This is a genomic window from Corynebacterium sp. LaCa_70 (assembly GCF_058182015.1).
The window spans coordinates 1,079,092-1,101,252 of sequence record NZ_CP190914.1; the positions used below are offsets into that span (position 1 = coordinate 1,079,092).

Genomic DNA, 22,161 nt, shown 5'->3' on the forward strand with positions numbered 1-22,161 from the left:
CGATTATGCCTTATAGCGGTAGCTAGTCGAACTTGTCGAACCACCGAAGATCCACAGTTGGGCGTAGCTTGACGCCTGATTCACCATCCGCACGAATTAGTTCTGCGATCCGGTCACCGCTAATGAGATCTACCGTGGGTGTCGATGCCGTAGCAGCTTTGCGGGCTGGTTCTGTGAAGCGGCTCAGGGTGACGATAATGGCGCGCTCCGCCCCCTTAGTTTGAGCATCACGCTGAAACAGCGCCACCGTTTCGCGGCCGATAGGCTTATCTGGGGCATAGCGTTTGACCTGTACGGCTACACGAGACGAAAGCACTGAACTGATTGGTGCTGTACCGATGGCATCGACGCCTTCGTCACCAGAACCGCCGGTTTGTTGCAGGTGCAAGCCTTGACGGCGAAGCAAATAGATAACAAACTTCTCAAAACCGTCTGGAGATAATTGGTGGAGCCGGTCCAGCAGCTGGCTCTTCCAATCTCTATCTCTTTCTTCGTCATCGGCATCTTCGCGGATCTCTGCATCAGAAATATCGTCTTCAACTTCAGAGTCTGCAGTTTTTGCTTCTTTTTCTAATTTCTTCCGCTGTCGTCGTGCTCGGGAATACTCTCGATTGAGCTGTTGAACTTTGTCGAAGGCATCGACTTCCGTAAGCTCAAGAAGCTCTTCGCCTTTATCGGTGAGCAAATACATTCCTTGCCCTGGTTGTTCGAGCGCACCGATTAGTTTAGCCGTAGTACGAGCCCCCCAATGCGGTCAATCAGCACAGAGAGATTTGGGCGAGTCGGATAAGTAATTTGCTGAAGGTCTTCTGAACCCGGGACTAGCTCCAACACGTGCTCGGTAATTTCGTTAGCCCTGGCAGATCCGCCCAAAACATGCATCGCTTTGAGCACAGGCACAACGAGTTGCTGGTGGGTCGGAATTCCGCGTTCGGTAAAAGACTTATTTGATTCTGAAGCGCTCATTCTTCCATTCTCGCAGAGCTAGAATGACAGGGAAGAATACGGCGAAAGGTAACACCCCCAATGCTTCATCCCTACCGCGTGAACCTGGACTGGCTCTGGGGTACACCGCCGGGCAACGACGGCACCCCTGCTACGGTGCGCGCAGTCGTTACCGGGGGAGAGGCCTGCGCCCTGGCCGCAGCCTGGCTGGACAGCCTCTCCGCCGACGAAGACGGCAACCGCGGCGAAGGCGGCTGGGGCGCACGGTTGGTAGACGTCGACGAGCACTCGCGCCGGGCCATCTTGGCGATCACCTCCGCCGGAGAAGACGTAGCTGACGGCATCGAAGACGGCACCGATAACCTGTACTGCTTTCTCGCCGAACGGGTGCGCGCTGCGCTGAACCCAGAACTGAGCGTGGAATGGCAGGAGGTTGACCGTCGGCACGCGTAACAGGCGGCTAAAGTGTAGGGCATGAAACGCCTCTTGCTCATAGACGGACACTCCATGGCCTTCCGTGCTTTTTACGCACTCCCGGCAGAAAATTTCTCCACCGGCGGCGGCCAGCACACCAACGCGGTCTACGGATTCCTCACCATGCTCACCGGCATCGTCGGCGATGAAAAACCCGACCACATCGCAGTGGCCTTCGACGTCGGGCGCAAGACTTTCCGCACCGAAAAATTCCCGGACTACAAAGCCCAGCGTGCAGCCACCCCAGAAGAATTCAAAGGCCAAGTCGAGCTCATCCGCGAGGTCATCGAAGCACTTGGCATCACCACGCTCTCAGTCGAAAATTATGAGGCCGACGACATCCTCGCCACCCTGGCCACCGCGGCCGGGGCACAGTCCGGCGAATACGAAACACTGATCGTCACCGGCGACCGCGACTACCTCCAGCTGGTCAACGACACCACCACCGTGTTGTACCCCATGCGCGGGGTATCCAAGCTGCACCGCTTCACCCCAGATGCCGTAGAAGAAAAATATGGCTTGAGCCCGCAGCAATACCCGGACTTCGCCGCGCTACGTGGCGACCCATCCGATAACCTGCCCAACATCCCCGGCGTCGGCGAAAAAACCGCACAAAAATGGATCAAACAATACGGCAGCCTCGACGAGCTGATCGCACACGCCGACGACATCAAAGGCAAAGCCGGCAACAGCTTCCGCGAACGCATCGAACAAGTACGCCTCAACCGCGAGCTCACGCAAATGATCACCGACATGCAGCTTTCGCACAGCCCGGATGATCTTTCTTTTGCCGACGTCGACGCCAACCAAGTGGCCGCCCATTTCGATGACCTCGAATTCGGGCCCAACCTACGCGACCGCGTACTCGGCGTGTTTGGCGCTGAAGCTGAGATTGACGGCACCCCCGAATTACCCGCCATCACACACGACGAAGCCACACTCACCGACTGGCTCGCGGAGCACACCGAAGGCGTCGCCATGTTCGTCGACGGCAACGGCGCGCCGGGCCAGGGTGATGCTACGGCGATTGCGCTCGTCGACACGAACCGACAGGGCATCACGGTGGTGCTGGAAGATCTTTCCGCCGACGAAGACAAAGCCCTGGCAGAATGGCTTGCCGACGACAGCGCCAGCAAATATTTGCACGAGGCCAAAGCTGCCTTCCACATGCTGGCAGGCCGCGGCTACCAGCTGCGCGGCATTAGCCACGACACCGCGATCGCCGCATATCTGTTGCGCCCCGGCCAGCGTGGTTATGATCTGGCCGATGTATACCAGCGCCACCTGCAGAAGACCTTGCCGGGTGGGGAGAGTGAAACCCAGCAGCTGTTAGAAAAAGCCGGGGCGATCCTCGAGCTGGCGGAGCTTTTGACCGCCGAGCTGCTGAAGATCGAAAGCTTCGAGCTCTACCGCGACCTGGAGCTGCCGCTAGTGCAGATCCTAGGAACCATGGAAGCCACCGGCATTGCCGTCGACCGCGACGTGCTGGACGAGCAAGCCGAGACCTTCGCCGAGATGGTGCGCGAAGAACAAGACGCCGCCCGCGAGCTGGCCGGTGATGAGAACCTGAATTTGAATTCGCCCAAACAGCTGCAAACCGTGCTGTTTGAGACCCTAGATTTGCCGAAAACGAAGAAAACTAAAACTGGTTATTCCACCGCCGCTGGTGAGATTGAAGCCTTGGCGGCCAAACACCCGCACCCGTTCTTGGATCGCCTGCTGGCACACCGCGAATACCAGAAAATGAAGACCACCCTGGAAGGGCTGTCTAAAACCGTGCAAGGCGATGGGCGCATTCACACCAGCTTCCACCAAACGGTGGCTTCGACCGGCCGGTTGAGCTCGTCAGACCCGAACTTGCAGAATATCCCGGTGCGTACCGAGGCCGGTCGGAAGATCCGGTCGGCATTCCAGGTCAGCGACGGCTTTGAAACTCTGCTGAGTGCGGACTACTCGCAGATCGAAATGCGCGTGATGGCGCACTTATCCGGTGATCCGGGGCTGATCCAGGCTTACCAAGAAGGCGAAGACCTGCACAATTACGTCGGCTCGCGCGTGTTCGACGTCCCGGTGGAAGAAGTCACCCCGGAACTGCGCCGCCGCGTTAAGGCGATGTCTTACGGCTTGGTGTACGGCTTGTCTGCTTATGGGTTGTCGCAGCAGCTGAATATTCCACCGGGGGAGGCGAAAAAGATCATGGAAAACTACTTCGCCCGCTTTGGTGGTGTGAAGCAGTACCTGGATGAGGTCGTCGAAAAGGCCCGGCATGATGGCTTTACCGCAACGGTGTTTGGCCGGCGCCGTTATTTGCCGGAGCTGAACTCGGATAACCGCGTGGCCCGGGAAAATGCCGAACGGGCTGCGTTGAATGCGCCGATTCAAGGTACTGCCGCAGACATCATTAAGGTGGCGATGATCCGCGTCGACGACGCGCTGCGGGAAGCGAAGTTGCGTTCCCGGGTGTTGTTGCAGGTGCACGACGAGTTGGTCGTGGAAATCGCGCAAGGCGAGCTAGAGCAGGTCCGTGAACTGGTGGAACGCGAAATGGATCAAGCCATCACACTGACCGTCCCGATGGAGGTTTCCACCGGCTCGGGCACTAACTGGCAAGCGGCCGAGCACTAAGGTTTAAGTGAGGAATTCGAAGACGCGGTAGCCGTCGTCGTCTAGCGGAGCGGAGCCGTTCTTGCCGACGGTCGGTGCTGGCAGCCCCGCGCGGCCGAAGAGGTAATACAGCTCTTCGACGCTGCGCAGCTGGTCGCCGTAGAGCGCGAAGGTAACAAGTGCGCGCTCGGCATTGGAGCGTGCGGCGGTAGAGCGTGACGCAGCAGACCGCGCGGCGGCACCGGTTTCATCAGTGGAATCCGGCAAGCGGCACTGGCAAGCAAGACGCAGCGAATCCGCCCCTGCTTGTTGGCGCGTGCGGTAGAGATCGTGCAGATATTCAATTGCTGCGCCATCGTCGCGTCGGGCCAGTTCCGCGGTCACCGGGATGACCACGTTATTGGCGGTCTCTGAGTCTGTTGCGCCTGCCACTGTGCCTGGTTCGCCAGCTGTTGTGTTTAGTGCCGCGGTTGTTGTCGGGGTGCCTAAACCAGGGGATTTCTGGGTCGCATCCGCAACTCCCGGGTGGTAGCCGTCGACAAGCGCGGCACGTAAATGCACCAGGGCCGCCAGAACTGCGTGATTGCGCTGATTATCGGCAGACAGCCGCTCGATGGTGGCTTCGTCGGCAAGAATGCGGCCAGAATCCGTCAACTGCCACTGTGCAGACGCGACAGGCGAGACCATGTCCAGGGTTTCCAGGTACAGCAGCAGCTTTTCTAGCCCTGCCGGTTGGGTATTGGTGGCTGCGGCAAGCTCGTGCACTTCGCGCGGTGCAGTGGCCAAAGCGGTGCCCAGCCCCACGGTTACGGCCGTGCGGATAGCAAACGCAGCAGTGAGATCGCTCAGGGCAGCAAATTCCGCATGAGAGTTGAGGTGTGATGCAGAATCTTCAGAATGTTCAGAATCTGCGTACGGCTGTGGTTTCGCTTGCGTTGACTCGAAAGCCTTCGTTGCGGTGGTGCGCGTGCTCGGGTTGGCCAGCGTTTCCGGTTCCCGGCGTGGCGCCGTGGAACGGTGCTTCATGCGGGATTTCCAATAACCAGAAAAATGCATCTGGTGCTTGCGCAGGCCCTTGGTATCGTGCAACCAGCGGCGGATCGGTTTCAAACTCGCAGATTCACCAGCGACCCAGGCGAAAACTTCACCATCCCACCATTCGGTGGCGGAGATAGCGTCGTAAAGCGTGTCCCCTTCGCTGTGGAATAACCAGGTGATCTCCACGCCATCCGGGCAGGGGAATTGCTGGCGGTGCGAATGTTCATCGACCACAATGAAAAACTTGCCGCGTTGTCCGGCGGGCCATTCTTCCAGCCAGCGGCTCAGCGCGGGCAGGGCGGTGGCATCACCGGCGGCCAAGATCCAGTCGACGCCCTGCGGCTGGGACGAGGTCGATTTCGGCCCCGCTATTTGCACAGTATCGCCAGGTTGGGTTTGAGCAGCCCACGAGGTGGCAGGCCCGGTGCCGTGCAGAACAAAATCTACGTCCAGCTCGCCGTGCTGGCTATCGAAGCGCCGTACGGTGTAGGTCCGGCGTGGCGAAGACGAGGATTTTGCAGGCCAAGCTAGTTTGCCTTCACGCTGTGTTGGGCCTACCGGTTTTTCGCCGGGAGCCTGCGGCAGGATGAGCTTGATGGAATCGTCGAAATTATCCGAACGAAATTCCGGGACCGCGCAGCCGTTATCAGCCACATGGGCGGCGAGTTGCGGGCCGCCCAGGGTCACACGGCGCATGCCGTCGGTGACATCCTGGACGCGCAGGACCTGCAGAAATCGGGTGCTCGCTGGGTATGGGGTGCGTGTTCGGGACATAATCCCATTTTAGCCGCATGATTCGAGCTGGCTGCGTCGTTGTGCACCCCGCACCCTAGGTGCCTAGCCTTGCTGCAGACCAGACCCCAGTTTGATGGACAGGCCCGGAACCGAATTGATCAGCTCCTTGGTGTAATCCTGCTGTGGATCGTCGAATAGCGTCTCTGTCGGGCCGCGTTCGACAATCTGCCCGTTTTTCATCACCACGACGTTATCGGCAGTCTGGCGCACCACCGCCAGGTCGTGCGTAATGAACAGATACGACAAGCTCAAGTTCTGCTGTAGATCATTCAGCAGCTCGATGACCTGGTTTTGCACAAGCACGTCGAGGGCGGAGACGGCTTCGTCGAGGACGATAACTTCCGGTTCCAGCGCCAAGGTGCGGGCAATTGCGATGCGCTGCCGCTGACCACCAGACAGCTCGTTCGGGTAGCGACGCATGGCAGAAGCTGGCATGGCAACCATGTCCAACAACTCGGCGACGCGCTTTTCACGCGACTTCCGGTTGCCAACCTTGTGCAGCACCAGTGGTTCCTCGATGGACTTGTATACCGAATACATCGGGTCCAACGAGCCATACGGGTTTTGGAACACGACTTGCAGTTTGCGCCGCAAGCGGAAAATTTCTTTCGCCGACATCTTCTGCACGTTTTCGCCCTGATACAGAATTTCGCCCGAGGTTGGTTCCAGCAGGTTCAGCACCATATTTGCCACAGTGGATTTACCAGAACCGGATTCGCCGACGACAGCTAGCGTCTCACCCTTGTTCAAGCTGAACGAGACGTTGTTGACCGCCTTGAACATCTCTCCGCGTTTACCACGTACCGGAAATTCCTTGGTCAGATCCCGAACCCGGATAATCTCCTGCGAGGCAGCTTTGTCGTGCGCTGCCGTGTCATCTTGTGCGGCAGTTCCATCAGCCTGCTTGCCGATGCCTACCTGTGCTGTGGTGTGCGTGCGCTGCGAAGCCATCAGCGGTGCGGCGTTGACCAATCGCTGGGTGTACGGGTGGTGCGGGTCTTCCAAGATTTCCCGGGAAGGTCCTGACTCTACGATGCGTCCGCGGTGCATCACGATCAGGTGTTCGGCGCGCTCTGCAGCCAACCCCAGGTCGTGGGTAACAAAAAGCAGGGCAGTGCCGTGCTGGTCAGTCAGCGTTTTCAGGTGATCCAGGATCTTTTTCTGCACGGTCACGTCCAACGCGGAGGTCGGCTCGTCGGCAATGAGCAAACGCGGGTTCGCTGCCAGTCCGATACCGATCAGTGCACGTTGCCGCATACCACCGGAAAACTCGTGGGGGTACTGGTTCGCCCGCGCTTCTGGATCCGGCAAACCGGCTTCTGCCAGCAACTCGTTAACGCGTTCTTTCACCTCGGAGTTGGCGACGACGTTGTTTGCCTTGAGGGATTCTGCGACTTGCGTGCCGATCTTCCACACCGGGTTCAGGTTGGACATGGGGTCTTGCGGGACCAAGCCGATTTCTGAACCGCGGATTTTCTGGATCTGCTTTTCGCTCATGTCGTTGATGGTCTGGCCGTCGAAGATGATTGACCCGCCAGTGACAGATCCGTTTTCGGGCAACAAACCAAGAATTGACATCGCGGTGGTGGATTTACCGGAGCCGGATTCGCCAACGATCGCGACAGATTCACCCGGATAAATATCGAAGCTGACGCCGCGGACTGCTTCGACGACACCGGTAGACGACTGGAAGGAGATCTTCACGTCGTCCATGCGCAGCAAAGGCTGTAGTGAGGCTGCAGTCGAGGTAGCTTCGCTGGTTTTTGCGTCGCTGGAGTGTTTCTCGGAAGAACTCATCGTTTCCTCGCTTTCGGGTCCAGGGCGTCGCGGACGACATCGCCCATGAGGATGAAGCTCAGCACGGTAATTACCAGTGCTCCGGCCGGGTAGAACAGAATTTCAGGTCGGGTACGCAATGAGCTTTGTGCCGAAGAAATATCGCCACCCCAGCTCACGACCTCTGGCGGTAACCCGATACCCAGGAAGGACAAAGTCGCTTCGGAAACGATGAACACACCAAGTGCGACGGTGCCGTAGACGATAATTGGAGCCGCGGCGTTGGGCAGGATGTGTTTGGTCAGCATGGTCCAGCGTGACGCACCCAGCGAGCGGGAAGCGGTAACGAAGTCTTCGTTTTTTACGCTCATGACACTGCCGCGGGCAATACGGGCGATATTTGTCCAGCCGAATAATGACAGCACCAGGACCACGGACCAGAGTGAGCGTGATTCGCGGAACATCTGCATGACGACGATGGCTGCCAGCAGCAGCGGTACCGCGAAAAACACGTCGGTAAAGCGAGAGAGCACCGCATCGATCCAGCCGCCGAAAAAGCCGGCGGTTGCGCCAATAACGGTCCCGATAATCATGACCATCGCGGTTGCAAGAATGCCCACGGCCACCGAGGCGCGTGCCCCGTATACCGTGCGTGCGTAGATATCGCAGCCTTGGCGGTCAAAACCGAACGGGTGGCCAGAGGTTGGTTCGCCGAGCGAGTTGGATAACTGGCAAAAACGTGGGTCCGTTGAAGTAAACAATTGCGGGAATAGCGCCAGGGCAATGGTGAAAAGGATCAGGATTGCAGAGACCCAAAATAATGGCCGCTTGCGCAGGCTAACCCATGCTTCGCCCCATTGGGAGCGCGGTGGACGGTCGTCGTTCACGGCGTCGACTGCGCCCAGGCCCTGCTCATCGGTGTCGGCGACGTAGCGTTCCAGGCGCGGGCGTTGGAAATAGTTTTTATTTGTCATAGCGAATCCTTGGATCGAGCACGGCGTACATCAGGTCGACCAACAGGTTGGCGATGATGTAGACGATGACCAGCACGGTGGTGACGGAGACGACAGTGGCGGGTTCACCACGGATAATCGCTTGGTACAAGGTGCCACCAATACCGTTGATGCCGAAGATTCCCTCGGTAATGATCGCACCACCCATCAGGATGCCGAGGTCGGCGCCGATGAAGGTGACTACGGGGATCATGGAGTTTCGCAGCACGTGGCGTGTCATCACTGAACCACCAGACATACCTTTGGCACGCGCCGTCCGCACGTAGTCTGCCCGGAGATTTTCTGAGACTGACTGTCGGGTCAATCGGATGACATAGGCCAGTGATACTGCACCCAGCACGGTGGCGGGCATAAGCAGCTCGAGGAAGGTTTCGTCTCGGCCCACTGTCACGGGTAATAGTCCCCACTTCACACCAATAAGGAACTGCATCACGAAACCAATCACGAAAGATGGGATCGCAATTACCAACAGGGACAACACCAACACGGTGGAGTCGAAAATGCCGCCGCGGCGGACACCGGCAATGAAACCAAACAACACGCCGAAGACGGTCTCGAATACGACCGCCATGACGGTCAGCTTGATCGTGACCGGAAAGGCATTAGCCATGACCGATGAGACGGGTTGGCCAGAGAAAGTCATGCCGAAATCAAGGGTGAAGATTCCCTTGAGATAGAGCAGGTATTGCACGAGGAAGGGCTTATCCAGGTTGTATTCTTCCTGGATACGCTGCCGCGCAATATCGCTGAGGCCGCGGTCGCCGCCGAGTGCTTCGACGGGATCACCTGGCATCAAGAACACGAGGGCAAAAATCAAGAATGTAGCTCCGAAAAATACCGGAACCATTTGCAAGACTCGGCGCCCTATGTAATGCAACATAGGTTTTTCCTTACTTATAACGGGCGAAATCCGGCCAGTCGTATTCGGACTGGCCGGATTGACGTCGCCTTAGTGTAACCTATCTGAGTGTTTTGTAACACTCATTAGGGCTTCTTAAGACTTGGTGATGGCGTAGATGACCGGAACCCGGTTCCACGCGAATTCCACGTTTTCGACAGCTTCGGAGTATCCAGCTGCTGCGTTGGAGTACCACATTGGGATTGCTGGAAGGTCCTTAAAGAGGATCTTCTGGGCTTCCGAGTACAGCTTGGTGGCTTCTTCTGGGCTTTCGGCCTGCTGTGCTTCAGCCAGCTTGGCGTCGAATTCTTCACTTGAGTATTCGCCGTCGTTCGAGCTACCGCCGGTGGCAAAGTTTGGCTCTAGGAAGTTACCCAGGGACGGGTAGTCAGCCTGCCATCCGGAACGGAAAGCAGTCTCGATGGTGCGGCTGGTGATGTCATCACGCAGGCCCTTGAAGTCTGGGTACGGGTTACCCTGAGCATCGATCTCCAGGTTATTCGACAGCTGGTTGGTGAGTGCATCAACCCATGCCTTGTGTCCGCCATCAGCGTTGTAGGCGATTTCGAAGGTACCGTTGAACTCGCTGATGTCGTTGGCCTGCTCCCAGAGTTCCTTGGCCTTCTCTGGATCGAAATCCAGAACGTCGTTACCCTCTAGATCTTCTTCATAGCCTGGGATAACTGGGGAGGTGAAGTCCTTGGCTGGGGTGACCGTGTCCTGGAAAATAGTTTTCGAGATTTCTTCACGGTCAAAGGCCAGAGAAATGGCTTGGCGACGTAGCGCACCTTCTTCGCCTTCGAAGTGCTCGAGTGTGCTTGGGATGGTGAAAGCCTGGAAAATCGCCGATGGCTGTGAGATCGCGCGGTCGCCCAGCTCAGCCTCATACTGCGACAGTGCGGATTCCGGAATAGAGTCAATCACGTCCAAGTTTCCGGATAGCAGGTCGGCGTAGGCAGCATCCTGTTGGGTGTAGATGCGGAAGTCAACGCCATCGTTTTGTGCTTCACGGTCGCCTTGGTATTCCTCGTTCGGAACCAGCAACAGGTTTTCGTTGTGGTTCCACTCGGCGAGCTTGTATGGGCCGTTGACGATTGGTTGTTCGCCGTAGGCGTCGATGTCGTCGAAGGCCGAAGGGTGCAGTGGCTTGAAAGGACCATGGCCTAAGCGCTGTTCGAAGTCCGCGGTTGGCTCGGAAAGTTCGATGGTGAAGGTCTTGTCGTCTTGGACAGTCAGGCCTTCCATGGACTCTGCGCCTTCTGCATAGCCCTTAATCGGTGTAAAGAAGGATTCCTGGAGCAAGGATTCCGAAACCGTGTAGTTCCAGGCATCGACAAAGTCATTTGCGGTGATTGGGGTGCCGTCTTCCCATTTCGCATCTTTCAGCTTGATGGTGTAGGTGCGGTCACCATCAAAGTCGATGCTTTCTGCGAGGTCGTTGTGGCTTTCGCCCTCTGCATCGTAGTAAGTCAGTCCGGAATACAGGAACTGAATTGCGGTGCCGCCGCCAGCCTCGTTTGTGTTACCTGGAACCAGCGGGTTTTGCGGCTCGGTCAGGTTGGCGAGCACGTAGTTGGTGCCGCCCTCAGCACCGCCACCTGCGCTGGAGCTTCCAGAATCGTCGCTGCAGGCAACCAGCGTCAATGAGAGCCCGGCAGCGGCCAGAACTCCGATGGACTTCGTCATCTTCATAACATTCTCCTGTGAGTGTCGAATTCAAAGCTCCGCGCGATGACGTCAATCGGCGACTGAAATATCACTGTAAGTAATATCACTGCAAGTACGCATAGGTAGTTTTGCTTAGATGAGATCGCGGGATTGCGCAAAGTATAGCAGTGACTGCTCTCTCACTGAAATTTTCGTGTGTGTTGATTCACCCTTTATTTAGCCAAGCCTAAATTGTTGAACAAGCTTCGGTTGATGGGCTGCGGAAAATACAGCACAAAAAGCTTGCATAGCTCACTGAACGGGTTTATGCTTTGTGGGGCATGTCTATGCGTTAGAAGTGCGTGAGCTCTGATAGGAAGTTTGACGTACTTGTAGCGCGAGATCGCGAATCTTCATCACTGAATACCGAACCAATATCGCTTCAGTATCAGAGTAGAAGCCTCGTGAGAGACTGCGAATGTACACAATCGATTTCCTATCCATTTCGGAGCACGCAACAATATGACAGCTTCTAAGGCCCCTCAGGTAGCCGTAAACGACATCGGCACCGCTGAGGATTTTCTCGCCGCGATCGACGAGACCATCAAGTACTTCAACGACGGTGACATTGTAGAAGGCACCGTCGTCAAAGTTGATCACGACGAGGTACTGCTTGACATCGGATACAAGACCGAAGGCGTTATCCCTTCGCGTGAGCTGTCCATCAAGCATGACGTCAACCCAGATGAGGTTGTAGAGCTGGGTGACCAGATCGACGCCCTGGTTCTGACGAAGGAAGACAAGGAAGGCCGTCTGCTGCTTTCCAAGAAGCGCGCCCAGTACGAGCGTGCTTGGGGTGCTATCGAGGACCTCAAGGAAAGCGATCAGCACGTTACCGGTACCGTCATCGAGGTCGTCAAGGGCGGCCTGATCCTGGATATTGGTCTGCGTGGCTTCCTGCCTGCTTCCCTGGTGGAAATGCGCCGCGTTCGCGACCTGGAGCCATACATTGGCCAGGAGCTTGACGCCAAGATTATCGAGTTGGACAAGAACCGTAACAACGTTGTTTTGTCTCGCCGCGCATACCTGGAGCAGACCCAGTCTGAGGTTCGTTCCGAATTCCTGCACCAGCTGCAAAAGGGCCAGGTTCGCAAGGGTGTCGTTTCCTCCATCGTCAACTTCGGTTCCTTCGTGGACTTGGGCGGTGTCGACGGTCTGGTACACGTTTCCGAGCTGTCCTGGAAGCACATCGACCACCCATCCGAGGTTGTCACCGTCGGCGACGAAGTCACCGTCGAGGTTCTGGACGTGGACTTGGACCGCGAGCGCGTTTCCCTGTCTCTGAAGGCAACCCAGGAAGACCCATGGCGCGTCTTCGCCCGCACCCACGCTGTGGGCCAGATCGTTCCGGGCAAGGTCACCAAGCTCGTTCCATTCGGTGCGTTCGTTCGCGTCGAAGAAGGCATCGAAGGCCTGGTTCACATCTCCGAACTGGCTCAGCGCCACGTCGAGGTTCCAGACCAGGTTGTCAACGTTGGCGAAGAAGCCATGGTCAAGGTCATCGACATCGACCTCGAGCGTCGTCGCATCTCCCTGTCCCTGAAGCAGGCCGACGAGGACTACACCGAGGAATTCGATCCTTCCAAGTACGGCATGGCCGACTCCTACGACGAGCAGGGTAACTACCTGTTCCCAGAAGGCTTCGACCCAGAGACCAACGAGTGGAAAGAAGGCTACGACGAACAGCGTCAGGCCTGGGAAGCTCGTTACGCCGAATCCGAGCGTCGCTTCCAGCTGCACACCGCGCAGATCGAGCGCAACCGTGCCGCAGCTGAAGCTGCTGCAAACAGCGACGAATCCGCGAACTACTCCTCCGAGTCCGGCGTATCGGATGCCGCTCCGTCATCCGAAGGCACCACCGAGGACGCAGGTTCGTTGGCTTCCGACGAGCAGCTTGCTGCACTGCGCGATAAGCTGGCCGGCAACTAAATCAGCCAGCGCGCTTAACTAGCCACGCGTCGGCTAGTACCGCATAGCCGCAACCCACTTCTTTCTGCCCCAACCAGGGCATTGAGAAGTGGGTTTTTGCATTCTACACTGGGCCTATGAAAATCATCGGACTTACCGGAGGGATCGGCAGTGGTAAGTCAACCGTCGCCCGCGCCCTCAACGAACACGGATACCCCATCGTCGACGCGGACCGTATTGCACGCGAAATCGTCGAACCCGGCCAACCGGCACTGCAAGAACTAGCCGAAGAATTCGGAGCCGACATCCTCGATGCCGACGGCGCACTTGATCGCGGGCTGCTTGCCTCACGTGCCTTTGAAAACAAAGAAACCACCGCGCGACTCAACGAAATCACCCACCCGCGCATCAACCAACGCACACAAGAACTTTTTGACGAAGCGCGCCAAAACGGGGCAGAAGCAGTCATCTACGACATGCCACTGCTCATCGATAAGGGCCTGCACAAAGACATGGACGCAACCATCGTTGTGCATGCCGACGAACACCTGCGCGTCGAACGGCTGACTACCAAGCGCGGTCTCGACAGCGATGACGTCCGGCGGCGCATCAACGCGCAGATTGACGACGAGACACGCAAACAACACGCAGATATCCTCATAGACAACAACGGCAGCGAAGAAGAACTGCAACGACAGGTGGCACACGCCGTCGACAAGATTCAACAGCTGGCTGCCCGGTAGCTGGCTGCTCGGTAGCTCGCACTTCGCTAGCTTTCGCGTGGCAGTCGGCAGCACCTCAGTAGCGGGTTGAACCAGATACAGCAGAGTAGACTAGAAGCCATGGCTTTTGCTGCTGAGTACCCTGTTTTATCTGAATCCGAACACCGCCCAGTCGGCGAGGTCGAACGCCGGAAAAAGACCTTCGAGGTCGTCTCCGAGTACCAACCGGCCGGTGACCAACCCACAGCAATCAAAGAGCTAGATCGGCGCCTCAAAGAAGGCGAATCTGACGTCGTCCTGCTTGGTGCCACCGGTACCGGTAAATCCGCCACCGCAGCCTGGCTGATTGAACAACAGCAGCGTCCAACCCTAGTCATGGCGCCGAACAAAACTCTGGCGGCCCAGCTGGCCAACGAATTGCGCCAACTCCTGCCGCACAACGCGGTAGAATACTTCGTGTCGTACTACGACTACTACCAGCCGGAAGCCTATGTCGCGCAGACCGATACTTATATCGAAAAAGACTCCTCCATCAACGAAGACGTCGAACGCCTGCGTCACTCTGCGACTTCCGCGCTATTATCGCGTCGTGACGTCGTCGTGGTGTCCTCGGTATCTTGCATCTACGGCCTGGGAACGCCGCAGTCTTACCTAGATCGCTCCGTGGTCATGAAAGCCGACGATGAAGTAGAGCGTGATCGGTTCCTGCGCTTGCTCGTCGATATTCAGTATGAGCGCAACGATGTTGGCTTCACCCGCGGTGCTTTCCGCGTCAATGGCGATACTGTCGATATTATCCCTGCCTATGAGGAGCGCGCAGTGCGCATCGAATTTTTCGGCGACGATATCGATGCGCTGTACTATATCCACCCGCTAACCGGCGATGTTCTTGAACAAGTTGATGAAGTACGCATCTTCCCGGCCACGCATTACGTTGCCGGGCCTGAGCGCATGGAAAAAGCCATCGCGGATATCAAAGAAGAACTGCAGCAACGCCTGACCGAGCTGGAAAACCGCGGAAAACTCTTGGAAGCCCAGCGGCTGCGCATGCGCACGGAATACGATCTGGAAATGATTGAACAAGTCGGCTTCTGTTCCGGCATCGAGAACTACTCGCGGCATATTGATGGGCGCGAAGCAGGTACCGCCCCGGCGACGCTGATGGATTATTTCCCGGAGGATTTCCTAACAATCATCGACGAGTCCCACGTGACTGTCCCACAGATTGGTGGCATGTTCGAAGGCGATATGTCACGCAAGCGCAACCTGGTGGATTTCGGCTTCCGTTTACCCTCTGCGCTGGACAACCGGCCGCTGACATTCGATGAATTCGAAAAACGCGTTGGCCAGACCGTCTATCTCTCCGCGACACCTGGAGACTACGAAATTACTGCTGCCGGCGGTGAATACGTCGAGCAGGTCATTCGCCCGACGGGCCTGGTGGATCCGAAGGTCACCGTGAAACCGACCAAGGGGCAGATTGATGATCTGATCGATGAGGTCAAAACGCGCACGGCAAAGAATGAGCGCGTGCTGGTGACCACGTTGACCAAACGCATGGCCGAGGACCTGACCGACTATCTGCTGGAGCACGGCGTCAAGGTGCGCTACCTGCACTCCGATATTGACACCCTGCAGCGTGTAGAGCTGTTACGACAGCTGCGGTTGGGTGAGTTCGATGTGCTTGTGGGCATCAACTTGTTGCGTGAGGGCTTGGACTTGCCCGAGGTCTCTCTGGTGGCGATTCTGGACGCGGACAAAGAAGGCTTTTTGCGTTCGACAACTTCGCTTATTCAGACCATTGGCCGTGCCGCCCGTAACGTATCCGGTGAAGTCATCATGTATGCCGACAAGATCACCGAATCGATGCAAAACGCCATTGATGAGACTGAACGTCGCCGCGAAAAGCAGATTGCCTACAACACCGAACACGGTATTGACCCGCAGCCGCTGCGCAAAAAGATCGCAGACATCCTCGACCAGGTCTACGAATCGGACGACGACGGGGATGCGGCAAGCAACTCGGAATCTGGTGATGCGGCGCTCGTCGACAAGCCAGACGTGTCGTCCATGGCAGAAGGCGAGATCCAAACCCTTATCGACGATCTGACGAAGCAAATGAAGGTCGCCGCCAGGGACCTGAAGTTCGAGCTGGCGGGCCGTTTGCGTGATGAGATCGCGGATCTGAAAAAGGAGTTGCGTGGGGTGAAAGAAGCCGGAATCTAGGTTCCGCTGATATCGGGGGTGCGGCTGATATCGGGGCTGCTAGCGGGAACTGTTACCGGGAAAGGTGAAGTGAAGAAACTTTCTATAATCGGTTGAAGTTAGGTTGGTCTCCTTATAGTGTGATGTGCACAACCGAGATATGAGGAGAACACCGCACTATGCCGAATAACCCCAGTACACCAGGCCAGGAATCATTCCTCGGCGCTGTCGATATCACCCAGCTTGATTCCCTGTTTTCTGCGGAAGAAAAAGACGTCGCGCTGCGCGTGCGTGGCTTCGTTGATGAACACATTCGCCCCAATATCAGTGAGTGGTTCGACAAAGCACATTTCCCACTAGAGATCATTCCAGAGATGGGCAAGCTCGGTGTGCTGGGTATGCACCTCGATGGCTATGGCTGCCCGGGCCGCAGTGCGGTGGAATACGGCCTCGCCGCTCAGGAACTCGAAGCCGGTGATTCCGGTTTGCGCACCTTCGTGTCTGTGCAAGGTTCGCTGGCGATGTCGGCGATTCACAAGCACGGCTCCGAAGAACACAAGCAGGAGTGGTTGCCGAAGATGGCGAAAGGCGAAGCGGTTGGCTGCTTCGGTCTGACCGAACCAGACGCAGGGTCGGATCCCGCATCTATGACAACCGTCGCCAAGAAAGATGCTAGTGGTGACTGGATTCTCAACGGCACCAAGCGATGGATCGGCCTAGCCAGTGTCGCCGATGTCGCGATTATCTGGGCGCAGACCGGTGAACACGGTGATGCGCGCGGCGTGCGTGGCTTCGTGGTCCCCACCGACACCCAAGGTTATTCGGCGCAGGTTATCGAGCCAAAAATGTCCATGCGTGCTTCCATCCAGTGTGAAATTCACCTGAATGATCTGCGCCTGCCGGAATCGGCGATGCTACCCGCAGAAACCGCAGTGGGGCTTGGCGGGCCATTCCGGTGTTTGAACGAGGCCCGCTACGGCATCATCTGGGGAGTTATGGGCGCTGCGCGCGACAGCTTCAACGCCGCATTAGAATACAGCCAGCAGCGCAAGCAGTTTGGTACTCCACTGAGCAATTTCCAAATCACGCAGACCAAACTGGCTGATATGGCCGTCGGCATCAATCGCGGATACTTGCTTGCGCACCAGATCGGCCGGTTGAAAGATAGCGCTAAGAATAGCTCAGGTGCCGCGGAACAGGCCACCGGGCTTCCGCACGGTTCGCTATTGCCCGCGACCATTTCTACAGGAAAGCTCGATAACACCCGCGTCGCACTCACTATCGCACGCGAAGCGCGTGCGATGCTGGGCGGCAACGGCATTTCCCTGGAGCATTCCCCGTTGCGCCACGCGAACAATCTGGAATCGGTGCGTACTTATGAAGGCACTGATGAGGTGCACCAGCTCACCATCGGCCGTCATCTGACAGGCGTCGGCGCATTCCATGCACGGTAAAAGGGTAAAAAGGAAAGGCCCAAAAATTTATGGCATCGAGGACACCGACTAACCAGAAGGAGCGATCTGTGGGCGATAGCTCCGCGCGCGGACCACTGGCGGGAATCATCATTGCGGATTTCTCCCGCGTATTGGCTGGACCTTTTTGTACCATGCTCTTGGCAGACCTCGGAGCGCGAGTAATCAAGGTGGAAGCGCCGCGCGGTGATGATACTCGCCAGTGGGCGCCGCCGGTGGCCAACGACATGAGCACCTACTTCATGTCGGCCAACCGAAACAAAGAATCCATCATGCTGGACTTACAAGATCTCGCTGATCGCGACACCGCCTACGAGATTATCGAACGATCCGACGTCCTGATCGAAAACTTTAAACCAGGCGGGCTGAAGAAATTTGGCCTGGACCCAGCACAAACCACTAAGCGCTGGCCGCGGTTGATTCATGCTTCGATTAACGGTTTCGGCTCGGATAAAGGAGCCCATTTGGCGGGCTATGATTTGCTGATCCAAGCATTGTCCGGCCTTATGCACGTGACCGGCGAAGCCGACGGACCACCACAAAAAACCGGTGTGGCCATCGTCGATGTGTGCACTGGTCTGCACTGTGCGGTGGGCATTTTGGCCGCACTACTCGAACGTGAGAAATCGCAGGCAGGGCAGTCGCTTGAGGTCAATTTGTTGTCCGTGGCGTTGTCGAGTTTGGCTAACCAATCAGGCGGTTATGCTGCGACCGGACACGAACCGATGCGCATGGGTAATGATCACCCAAGCCTGTGCCCGTATGGTCCGTTCGCCGCCCACGACCAGCCGCTGATTATTGCCTGCGGAAATGATGCACAGTTTCGCACACTCGTCGAGGAACTCGGAAAGCCGCAGCTTGCCGACGACGAACGCTTCATTACCATGCAGGATCGCAATAAACACCGTGAGGCACTGCGTGCGGAGATCGAAGATGTACTTCAGCATAAGTCGGCGCAAGATTGGTATGACGAGTTGCTTGCTGCCGGTGTGATGTGTGCCCCGATTAATTCTGTGGGGCAGGGGATCGATTTTGCCGATTCGCTGGGATTGGAACCCGTCGTTGCCATTCACAGTGCTGAAGGCTCCACCTACCGTACGATCCGCAACCCCGTGCAGTATTCCCGAACGAAAGCCGAGTATCACACCCCACCGCCACGGCTTGGAGCAGACGGCGATGCAGTGCGTTCGTGGATTGCGCAGACAAACCCGCGAGCGTGATAAACGCATCATATTTAGTGGCGGCGGCGGTGATTTTCCGGTGGGAGGTATGCACAGGCGTTAGAATCACACTAACGCCAAGCTCGGAAGGAGCACCCCGTGGTTGCATATTCCACCATCGTTACCGGATCTGACGGATCGGATTCATCCCTGCACGCTGTGCGTGCGGCCGCGAGTCTGGCACGAGTTTACGATGCGCGGCTGATCATCGTGTCTGCTTATTATGAAAAACACGGGTTAGTCATTGACGCGAAAGCCGATGCTAATGCGTTGCCTGTGATCAACCGGGACGCCGCCGAGGACATCTTGCGCGAGGCGCACGAAGTTTCTGTCGCCGAAGGAGCAAAAGATATCGAGCTCCGCCCGGTCAACGGCGGCCCCGTGGCAGTGCTGCGCACAGTCGTGGAAGATTCCGCAGCGGATCTCGTTGTGGTGGGTAACCGTGGGTTGAAGACGTTATCAGGCCGCGTGTTTGGCAGCATTCCGAGTGAAGTTACCCGCCGTTTTGACGTCGACGTCTTGGTTGTCAACAGTGACGGTGCCGCAAGTTCTGCCAGCGGTAAGGCATAGGGCAGCAGGGTAGCGGATACGATGACTTCGGAGACGGCGGAAACCACCGATCCACATAGCGCTGATTATTCCAGCATTGTCGTTGGCAGCGACGGCTCACAGTCGTCCATGTTGGCGGTGCGTCGCGCAGCACGGCTAGCGGCTGCCTTTGATGCACAGCTGCTTATCGCTTGCGCATACTACGAACCCGGTCATGTAGCGGGCCCGCAAGAACCATTGAGTGATCACCCTGTTGTGGGTGTAGAGCAGGCCGAAGCCATCCTGCAACCAGCAGTAGAAGAAGCCCGCGCTTTAGGTGCAGAAAAAGTAAGCAGCGCGGTACAAACAGGAAGTCCCGTCGCCGCATTGATGAGCATCGTCGCCCAGCACGATGCCGATGTGCTCGTGGTAGGTAACCGCGGTATCAATACGTTGACGGGGCGATTATTAGGCTCTGTACCAGCAGATATTGCGCGGCAATCCGATTGCGACGTGATCATTGTGCACACCGTCGCTTAGCCGGACTGTCGCGCCTGTGGCTATTCGGCTAAATCTAGCTCACCGATAATGCTCAGCGTCTGCGTCGCGCGCGTACATGCGACATAAAGATCCTGCCAGCCACGCGGTGTGGCCGCGATGATCTCCGCAGGTTCAACGACGATGACGTGGTCATACTCCAAGCCCTTATGCTGGGACGCATTCTGCGCGGTAATGACTGCACAACTGCGTTGTTCCTCGTCCGCATGCAATTGCTCCCGCACTGATTCCGGAGAAGTCCCAGTCGGCAACCACCGCACCGCAGCCTCCCGGTTCCGGATCGCTTGCGCCACCGTGGCATCCGGTTGATACTTGCGGACAATCGCTTCGGCTAATTCTGCGATCTCCACGGGGGTGCGGTAATTGATCGTGAGCTGATGTTGGCGGTAGCGCTTGCCGACGAATGGCTCGAGCGCCTCACTCCAATTATCGCAACCGGCCGGCGAGCTCGTCTGTGCAGGATCACCCACTACCGTCATCCAATGATTTGGGCTGCGACGGAAGACCATCCGCCATTCCATCGCGGAAAGCTCCTGCGCTTCGTCAACCACCACGTGGCCGAATGCCCAGGTGCGGTCGCCTTCTGCACGCTCGGCAGTCGTGCGATAATCGCGGGCCTGCTGGCGTCGCGCTAGCGTTTCCGCATCGATTACGTGGTGCGCGGAAAGAATCTCCGAATCAAATACGTCATCGTTATCGGTGGATTCTGACGTAGCCAGAATATCCAGTGCACCCTCGGCTTCTTCCAAGGCTTCCTGCCATTCCCGCTCATCTGCAGCAGCTTGTTGCTCGTCATCACCGCTGCCAAGCAATTGCGCGAGCTCGTCCAAGAGCGCGGCATCAGACTCTGCCCAGCTGTGTGCTGAGGAGTCTGCATTACGCAACAATGCGGAAACGAATTCCTCGCCTCCATTACCGCGGCAGGCAGCGTGCAGCGCGGTGTGGTCAGTAAGCAGTTCGCGAAGCACTTGGCGGGGCCCTAACTGCGGCCAGAATTCGTCGACAAGTTCCTCGATGATGGCCTCGCCCGAGATATCCTCGCGCAACGCGGCGATATCCGCGCTATCCAGCAGGTTGCCGCCATCCAGCGGATCATGGCCGATGATAGCTGCCAGTCCATGCGCCAATTCCGAGCGCAACTGCTCGGTAAAGACTTCGCGTGCCTCATTGTGCGGTTTGCGGGAACGGCGTGCCCGGGTCCGCGCAGATTTCACCATCGCTTGGGTCAGCTCTACCCGGGTGCCTTCCAATACCACGACGCGGTTGTGCTTCGGAACCTGCTGATAAGCCTTGACCGCAGCCTTCAACACGTCGACCATCTGCAGTGAGCCTTTCACCCGACGAGTCTCTGCGTCTTCGTGCAGCGTGGGCCGCAAACCAGGGTAGAGGCGCCCGATCGTGCTCAAAACAACACCGGTTTCTCCCAACTCGGGCAATACCTGCGAAATATAGTTCAAAAACGTTGGATTGGGCCCGATAATCAGCACACCGGTGCGTGATAGCTGTTCACGCCAGGTATAGAGAAGATACGCCACACGGTGCAAAGCCACAGCGGTCTTTCCAGTACCGGGCCCGCCTTCCACAACAAGTACCCCGCGGGTGGCATCACGAATAATCGTGTCTTGTTCCCGTTGGATGGTTTCCACGATCGACTGCATGTGTTCACCGCGGGCGGTATTCATCGCATGTAGAAGAGCGGCTTCTCCGGCCACATCCGCGCGGGCGGCATCGTCCGGTGCCGTGCCGGAGAGCAATTCGTCGTCAATATCTTTGACTACCCGGTCCGCGGTGCGGATATGCCGCCGCATGCGTACGCCTTCCGGGTGCGCTGTGGTGGCCAAATAAAACGGGCGTGCCATGGGCGCGCGCCAGTCGATCAACAGCGAGCGGTAATCGTCGTCACGGTCCAGCAGACCAATGCGCCCGATATAACGGCGATCTAAGCCTTCTGGTGTTGGGTTTTCGCCGTCTGCATCGACATCGATGCGGCCGAAGACCAACCCGATCTGCGCGAGGTTTAGTTGATCTAGTTTTTCTTGCAGCCGGTGGTATTCGGTTTCCCGGCGCAGCAAAGCGTCGGAATCGGCATTGGCTGGATCAATGGTTAATTGGGCGTCGGCAAGACGCTGTCGTGCATTGGAGACATCAGAATCCAAAATGCCGAACAAAGCATCGAGATAGCTTTGTTCGGCAGCAAGCTCCGCAGAAAACTCTGAGTGATGTACTCTTTGGGCTTTCTGCGAAGCCGTGGATTCGTGTCCCCGAGAAAAACGGGGAGACACTGTGGGGTGGTTTCCT

17 protein-coding genes are annotated in these 22,161 nt (G+C 57.3%); 9 read left to right on the forward strand and 8 right to left on the reverse strand.

Features of this window, described 5'->3' with window-relative positions; genetic code table 11:
• Window positions 1–22 precede the first annotated feature (22 nt).
• Entirely contained in the window at window positions 23–685 is a 663-nt protein-coding gene (locus ACP8MI_RS04915) for a restriction endonuclease (protein WP_490290731.1), read from the reverse strand.
• Between the two features lie 35 nt (window positions 686–720).
• Window positions 721–966, reverse strand: a complete 246-nt coding sequence (locus tag ACP8MI_RS04920; protein WP_239211676.1) for a hypothetical protein — start codon at window positions 964–966, stop codon at window positions 721–723.
• 60 nt (window positions 967–1,026) lie between these two features.
• Here ACP8MI_RS04920 and ACP8MI_RS04925 point away from each other — a divergent pair, with 60 nt between their 5' ends.
• Both ACP8MI_RS04925 and polA read left to right on the forward strand, forming a co-directional pair.
• Window positions 1,027–1,398 carry a hypothetical protein gene (locus tag ACP8MI_RS04925; protein WP_174232099.1) on the forward strand — a complete coding sequence of 124 codons (372 nt, stop codon included), beginning with the start codon at window positions 1,027–1,029 and terminating at the stop codon, window positions 1,396–1,398.
• Window positions 1,399–1,419: 21 nt separating this feature from the next.
• Entirely contained in the window at window positions 1,420–4,044 is a 2,625-nt protein-coding gene (gene polA / locus ACP8MI_RS04930; protein WP_239211677.1) for a DNA polymerase I, read from the forward strand.
• Window positions 4,045–4,047: 3 nt separating this feature from the next.
• Here the strand turns inward: polA and ACP8MI_RS04935 are convergent, their stop codons facing one another.
• The 5 genes from ACP8MI_RS04935 to ACP8MI_RS04955 form a co-directional block, all read right to left on the reverse strand.
• On the reverse strand, window positions 4,048–5,835 hold the full coding sequence (locus ACP8MI_RS04935) for a siderophore-interacting protein (RefSeq protein WP_126844692.1): 1,788 nt from the start codon (window positions 5,833–5,835) through the stop codon (window positions 4,048–4,050).
• 63 nt (window positions 5,836–5,898) lie between these two features.
• A complete protein-coding gene (locus ACP8MI_RS04940; RefSeq protein WP_039733714.1) occupies window positions 5,899–7,569 on the reverse strand; it encodes a dipeptide ABC transporter ATP-binding protein in 1,671 nt (556 codons plus the stop codon).
• A gap of 80 nt (window positions 7,570–7,649) precedes the next feature.
• Window positions 7,650–8,606, reverse strand: coding sequence for an ABC transporter permease (locus tag ACP8MI_RS04945; protein ID WP_284589546.1), 957 nt, complete (start codon window positions 8,604–8,606; stop codon window positions 7,650–7,652).
• Entirely contained in the window at window positions 8,596–9,525 is a 930-nt protein-coding gene (locus tag ACP8MI_RS04950; protein WP_126844693.1) for an ABC transporter permease, read from the reverse strand. Before ACP8MI_RS04950 ends, ACP8MI_RS04945 begins: the two co-directional genes overlap by 11 nt.
• A 114-nt stretch (window positions 9,526–9,639) precedes the next feature.
• Window positions 9,640–11,235 carry a peptide ABC transporter substrate-binding protein gene (locus ACP8MI_RS04955; protein ID WP_284589547.1) on the reverse strand — a complete coding sequence of 532 codons (1,596 nt, stop codon included), beginning with the start codon at window positions 11,233–11,235 and terminating at the stop codon, window positions 9,640–9,642.
• A 477-nt stretch (window positions 11,236–11,712) separates the two neighbouring features.
• Between ACP8MI_RS04955 and rpsA the strand changes: the two genes are divergently transcribed.
• The 7 genes from rpsA to ACP8MI_RS04990 all read left to right on the forward strand — a co-directional run bounded on the left by rpsA (window position 11,713) and on the right by ACP8MI_RS04990 (window position 19,845).
• Complete coding sequence (gene rpsA, locus ACP8MI_RS04960; protein ID WP_126844695.1) at window positions 11,713–13,179, forward strand: 30S ribosomal protein S1; 1,467 nt, start codon at window positions 11,713–11,715, stop codon at window positions 13,177–13,179.
• Between the two features lie 116 nt (window positions 13,180–13,295).
• Window positions 13,296–13,901, forward strand: a complete 606-nt coding sequence (coaE, locus tag ACP8MI_RS04965; RefSeq protein WP_126844696.1) for a dephospho-CoA kinase — start codon at window positions 13,296–13,298, stop codon at window positions 13,899–13,901.
• Between the two features lie 99 nt (window positions 13,902–14,000).
• Window positions 14,001–16,106 carry an excinuclease ABC subunit UvrB gene (uvrB, locus tag ACP8MI_RS04970; RefSeq protein WP_337891778.1) on the forward strand — a complete coding sequence of 702 codons (2,106 nt, stop codon included), beginning with the start codon at window positions 14,001–14,003 and terminating at the stop codon, window positions 16,104–16,106.
• 158 nt (window positions 16,107–16,264) lie between these two features.
• The gene (locus ACP8MI_RS04975) at window positions 16,265–17,539 is read left to right on the forward strand and encodes an acyl-CoA dehydrogenase family protein (RefSeq protein WP_284589548.1); all 1,275 of its coding nucleotides are present in this window, start codon (window positions 16,265–16,267) and stop codon (window positions 17,537–17,539) included.
• A 68-nt stretch (window positions 17,540–17,607) separates the two neighbouring features.
• Entirely contained in the window at window positions 17,608–18,777 is a 1,170-nt protein-coding gene (locus tag ACP8MI_RS04980; RefSeq protein ID WP_284589549.1) for a CaiB/BaiF CoA transferase family protein, read from the forward strand.
• A 99-nt stretch (window positions 18,778–18,876) separates the two neighbouring features.
• Window positions 18,877–19,347 (forward strand): universal stress protein, encoded by a 471-nt coding sequence (locus tag ACP8MI_RS04985; RefSeq protein WP_284589550.1) that lies wholly within the window; start codon window positions 18,877–18,879, stop codon window positions 19,345–19,347.
• 21 nt (window positions 19,348–19,368) lie between these two features.
• Window positions 19,369–19,845, forward strand: coding sequence for a universal stress protein (locus tag ACP8MI_RS04990; RefSeq protein ID WP_284589551.1), 477 nt, complete (start codon window positions 19,369–19,371; stop codon window positions 19,843–19,845).
• A 20-nt stretch (window positions 19,846–19,865) separates the two neighbouring features.
• Here ACP8MI_RS04990 and ACP8MI_RS04995 read toward each other — a convergent pair whose 3' ends face one another.
• Window positions 19,866–22,145 carry a HelD family protein gene (locus ACP8MI_RS04995; RefSeq protein WP_284589552.1) on the reverse strand — a complete coding sequence of 760 codons (2,280 nt, stop codon included), beginning with the start codon at window positions 22,143–22,145 and terminating at the stop codon, window positions 19,866–19,868.
• Window positions 22,146–22,161: the final 16 nt, after the last annotated feature.

What these genes read in the sequence shown, in the direction of transcription:
- ACP8MI_RS04925 (WP_174232099.1), top strand. Translation starts at nt 1,027, where the DNA reads ATGCTTCATCCCTACCGCGTGAACCTGGACTGGCTCTGGGGTACACCG.
- ACP8MI_RS04940 (WP_039733714.1), bottom strand. Translation starts at nt 7,569, where the DNA reads ATGGACGACGTGAAGATCTCCTTCCAGTCGTCTACCGGTGTCGTCGAA.
- ACP8MI_RS04975 (WP_284589548.1), top strand. Translation starts at nt 16,265, where the DNA reads ATGCCGAATAACCCCAGTACACCAGGCCAGGAATCATTCCTCGGCGCT.
- polA (WP_239211677.1), top strand. Translation starts at nt 1,420, where the DNA reads ATGAAACGCCTCTTGCTCATAGACGGACACTCCATGGCCTTCCGTGCT.
- ACP8MI_RS04955 (WP_284589547.1), bottom strand. Translation starts at nt 11,235, where the DNA reads ATGAAGATGACGAAGTCCATCGGAGTTCTGGCCGCTGCCGGGCTCTCA.
- ACP8MI_RS04990 (WP_284589551.1), top strand. Translation starts at nt 19,369, where the DNA reads ATGACTTCGGAGACGGCGGAAACCACCGATCCACATAGCGCTGATTAT.
- ACP8MI_RS04950 (WP_126844693.1), bottom strand. Translation starts at nt 9,525, where the DNA reads ATGTTGCATTACATAGGGCGCCGAGTCTTGCAAATGGTTCCGGTATTT.
- ACP8MI_RS04920 (WP_239211676.1), bottom strand. Translation starts at nt 966, where the DNA reads ATGAGCGCTTCAGAATCAAATAAGTCTTTTACCGAACGCGGAATTCCG.
- rpsA (WP_126844695.1), top strand. Translation starts at nt 11,713, where the DNA reads ATGACAGCTTCTAAGGCCCCTCAGGTAGCCGTAAACGACATCGGCACC.
- ACP8MI_RS04945 (WP_284589546.1), bottom strand. Translation starts at nt 8,606, where the DNA reads ATGACAAATAAAAACTATTTCCAACGCCCGCGCCTGGAACGCTACGTC.
- uvrB (WP_337891778.1), top strand. Translation starts at nt 14,001, where the DNA reads ATGGCTTTTGCTGCTGAGTACCCTGTTTTATCTGAATCCGAACACCGC.
- coaE (WP_126844696.1), top strand. Translation starts at nt 13,296, where the DNA reads ATGAAAATCATCGGACTTACCGGAGGGATCGGCAGTGGTAAGTCAACC.
- ACP8MI_RS04935 (WP_126844692.1), bottom strand. Translation starts at nt 5,835, where the DNA reads ATGTCCCGAACACGCACCCCATACCCAGCGAGCACCCGATTTCTGCAG.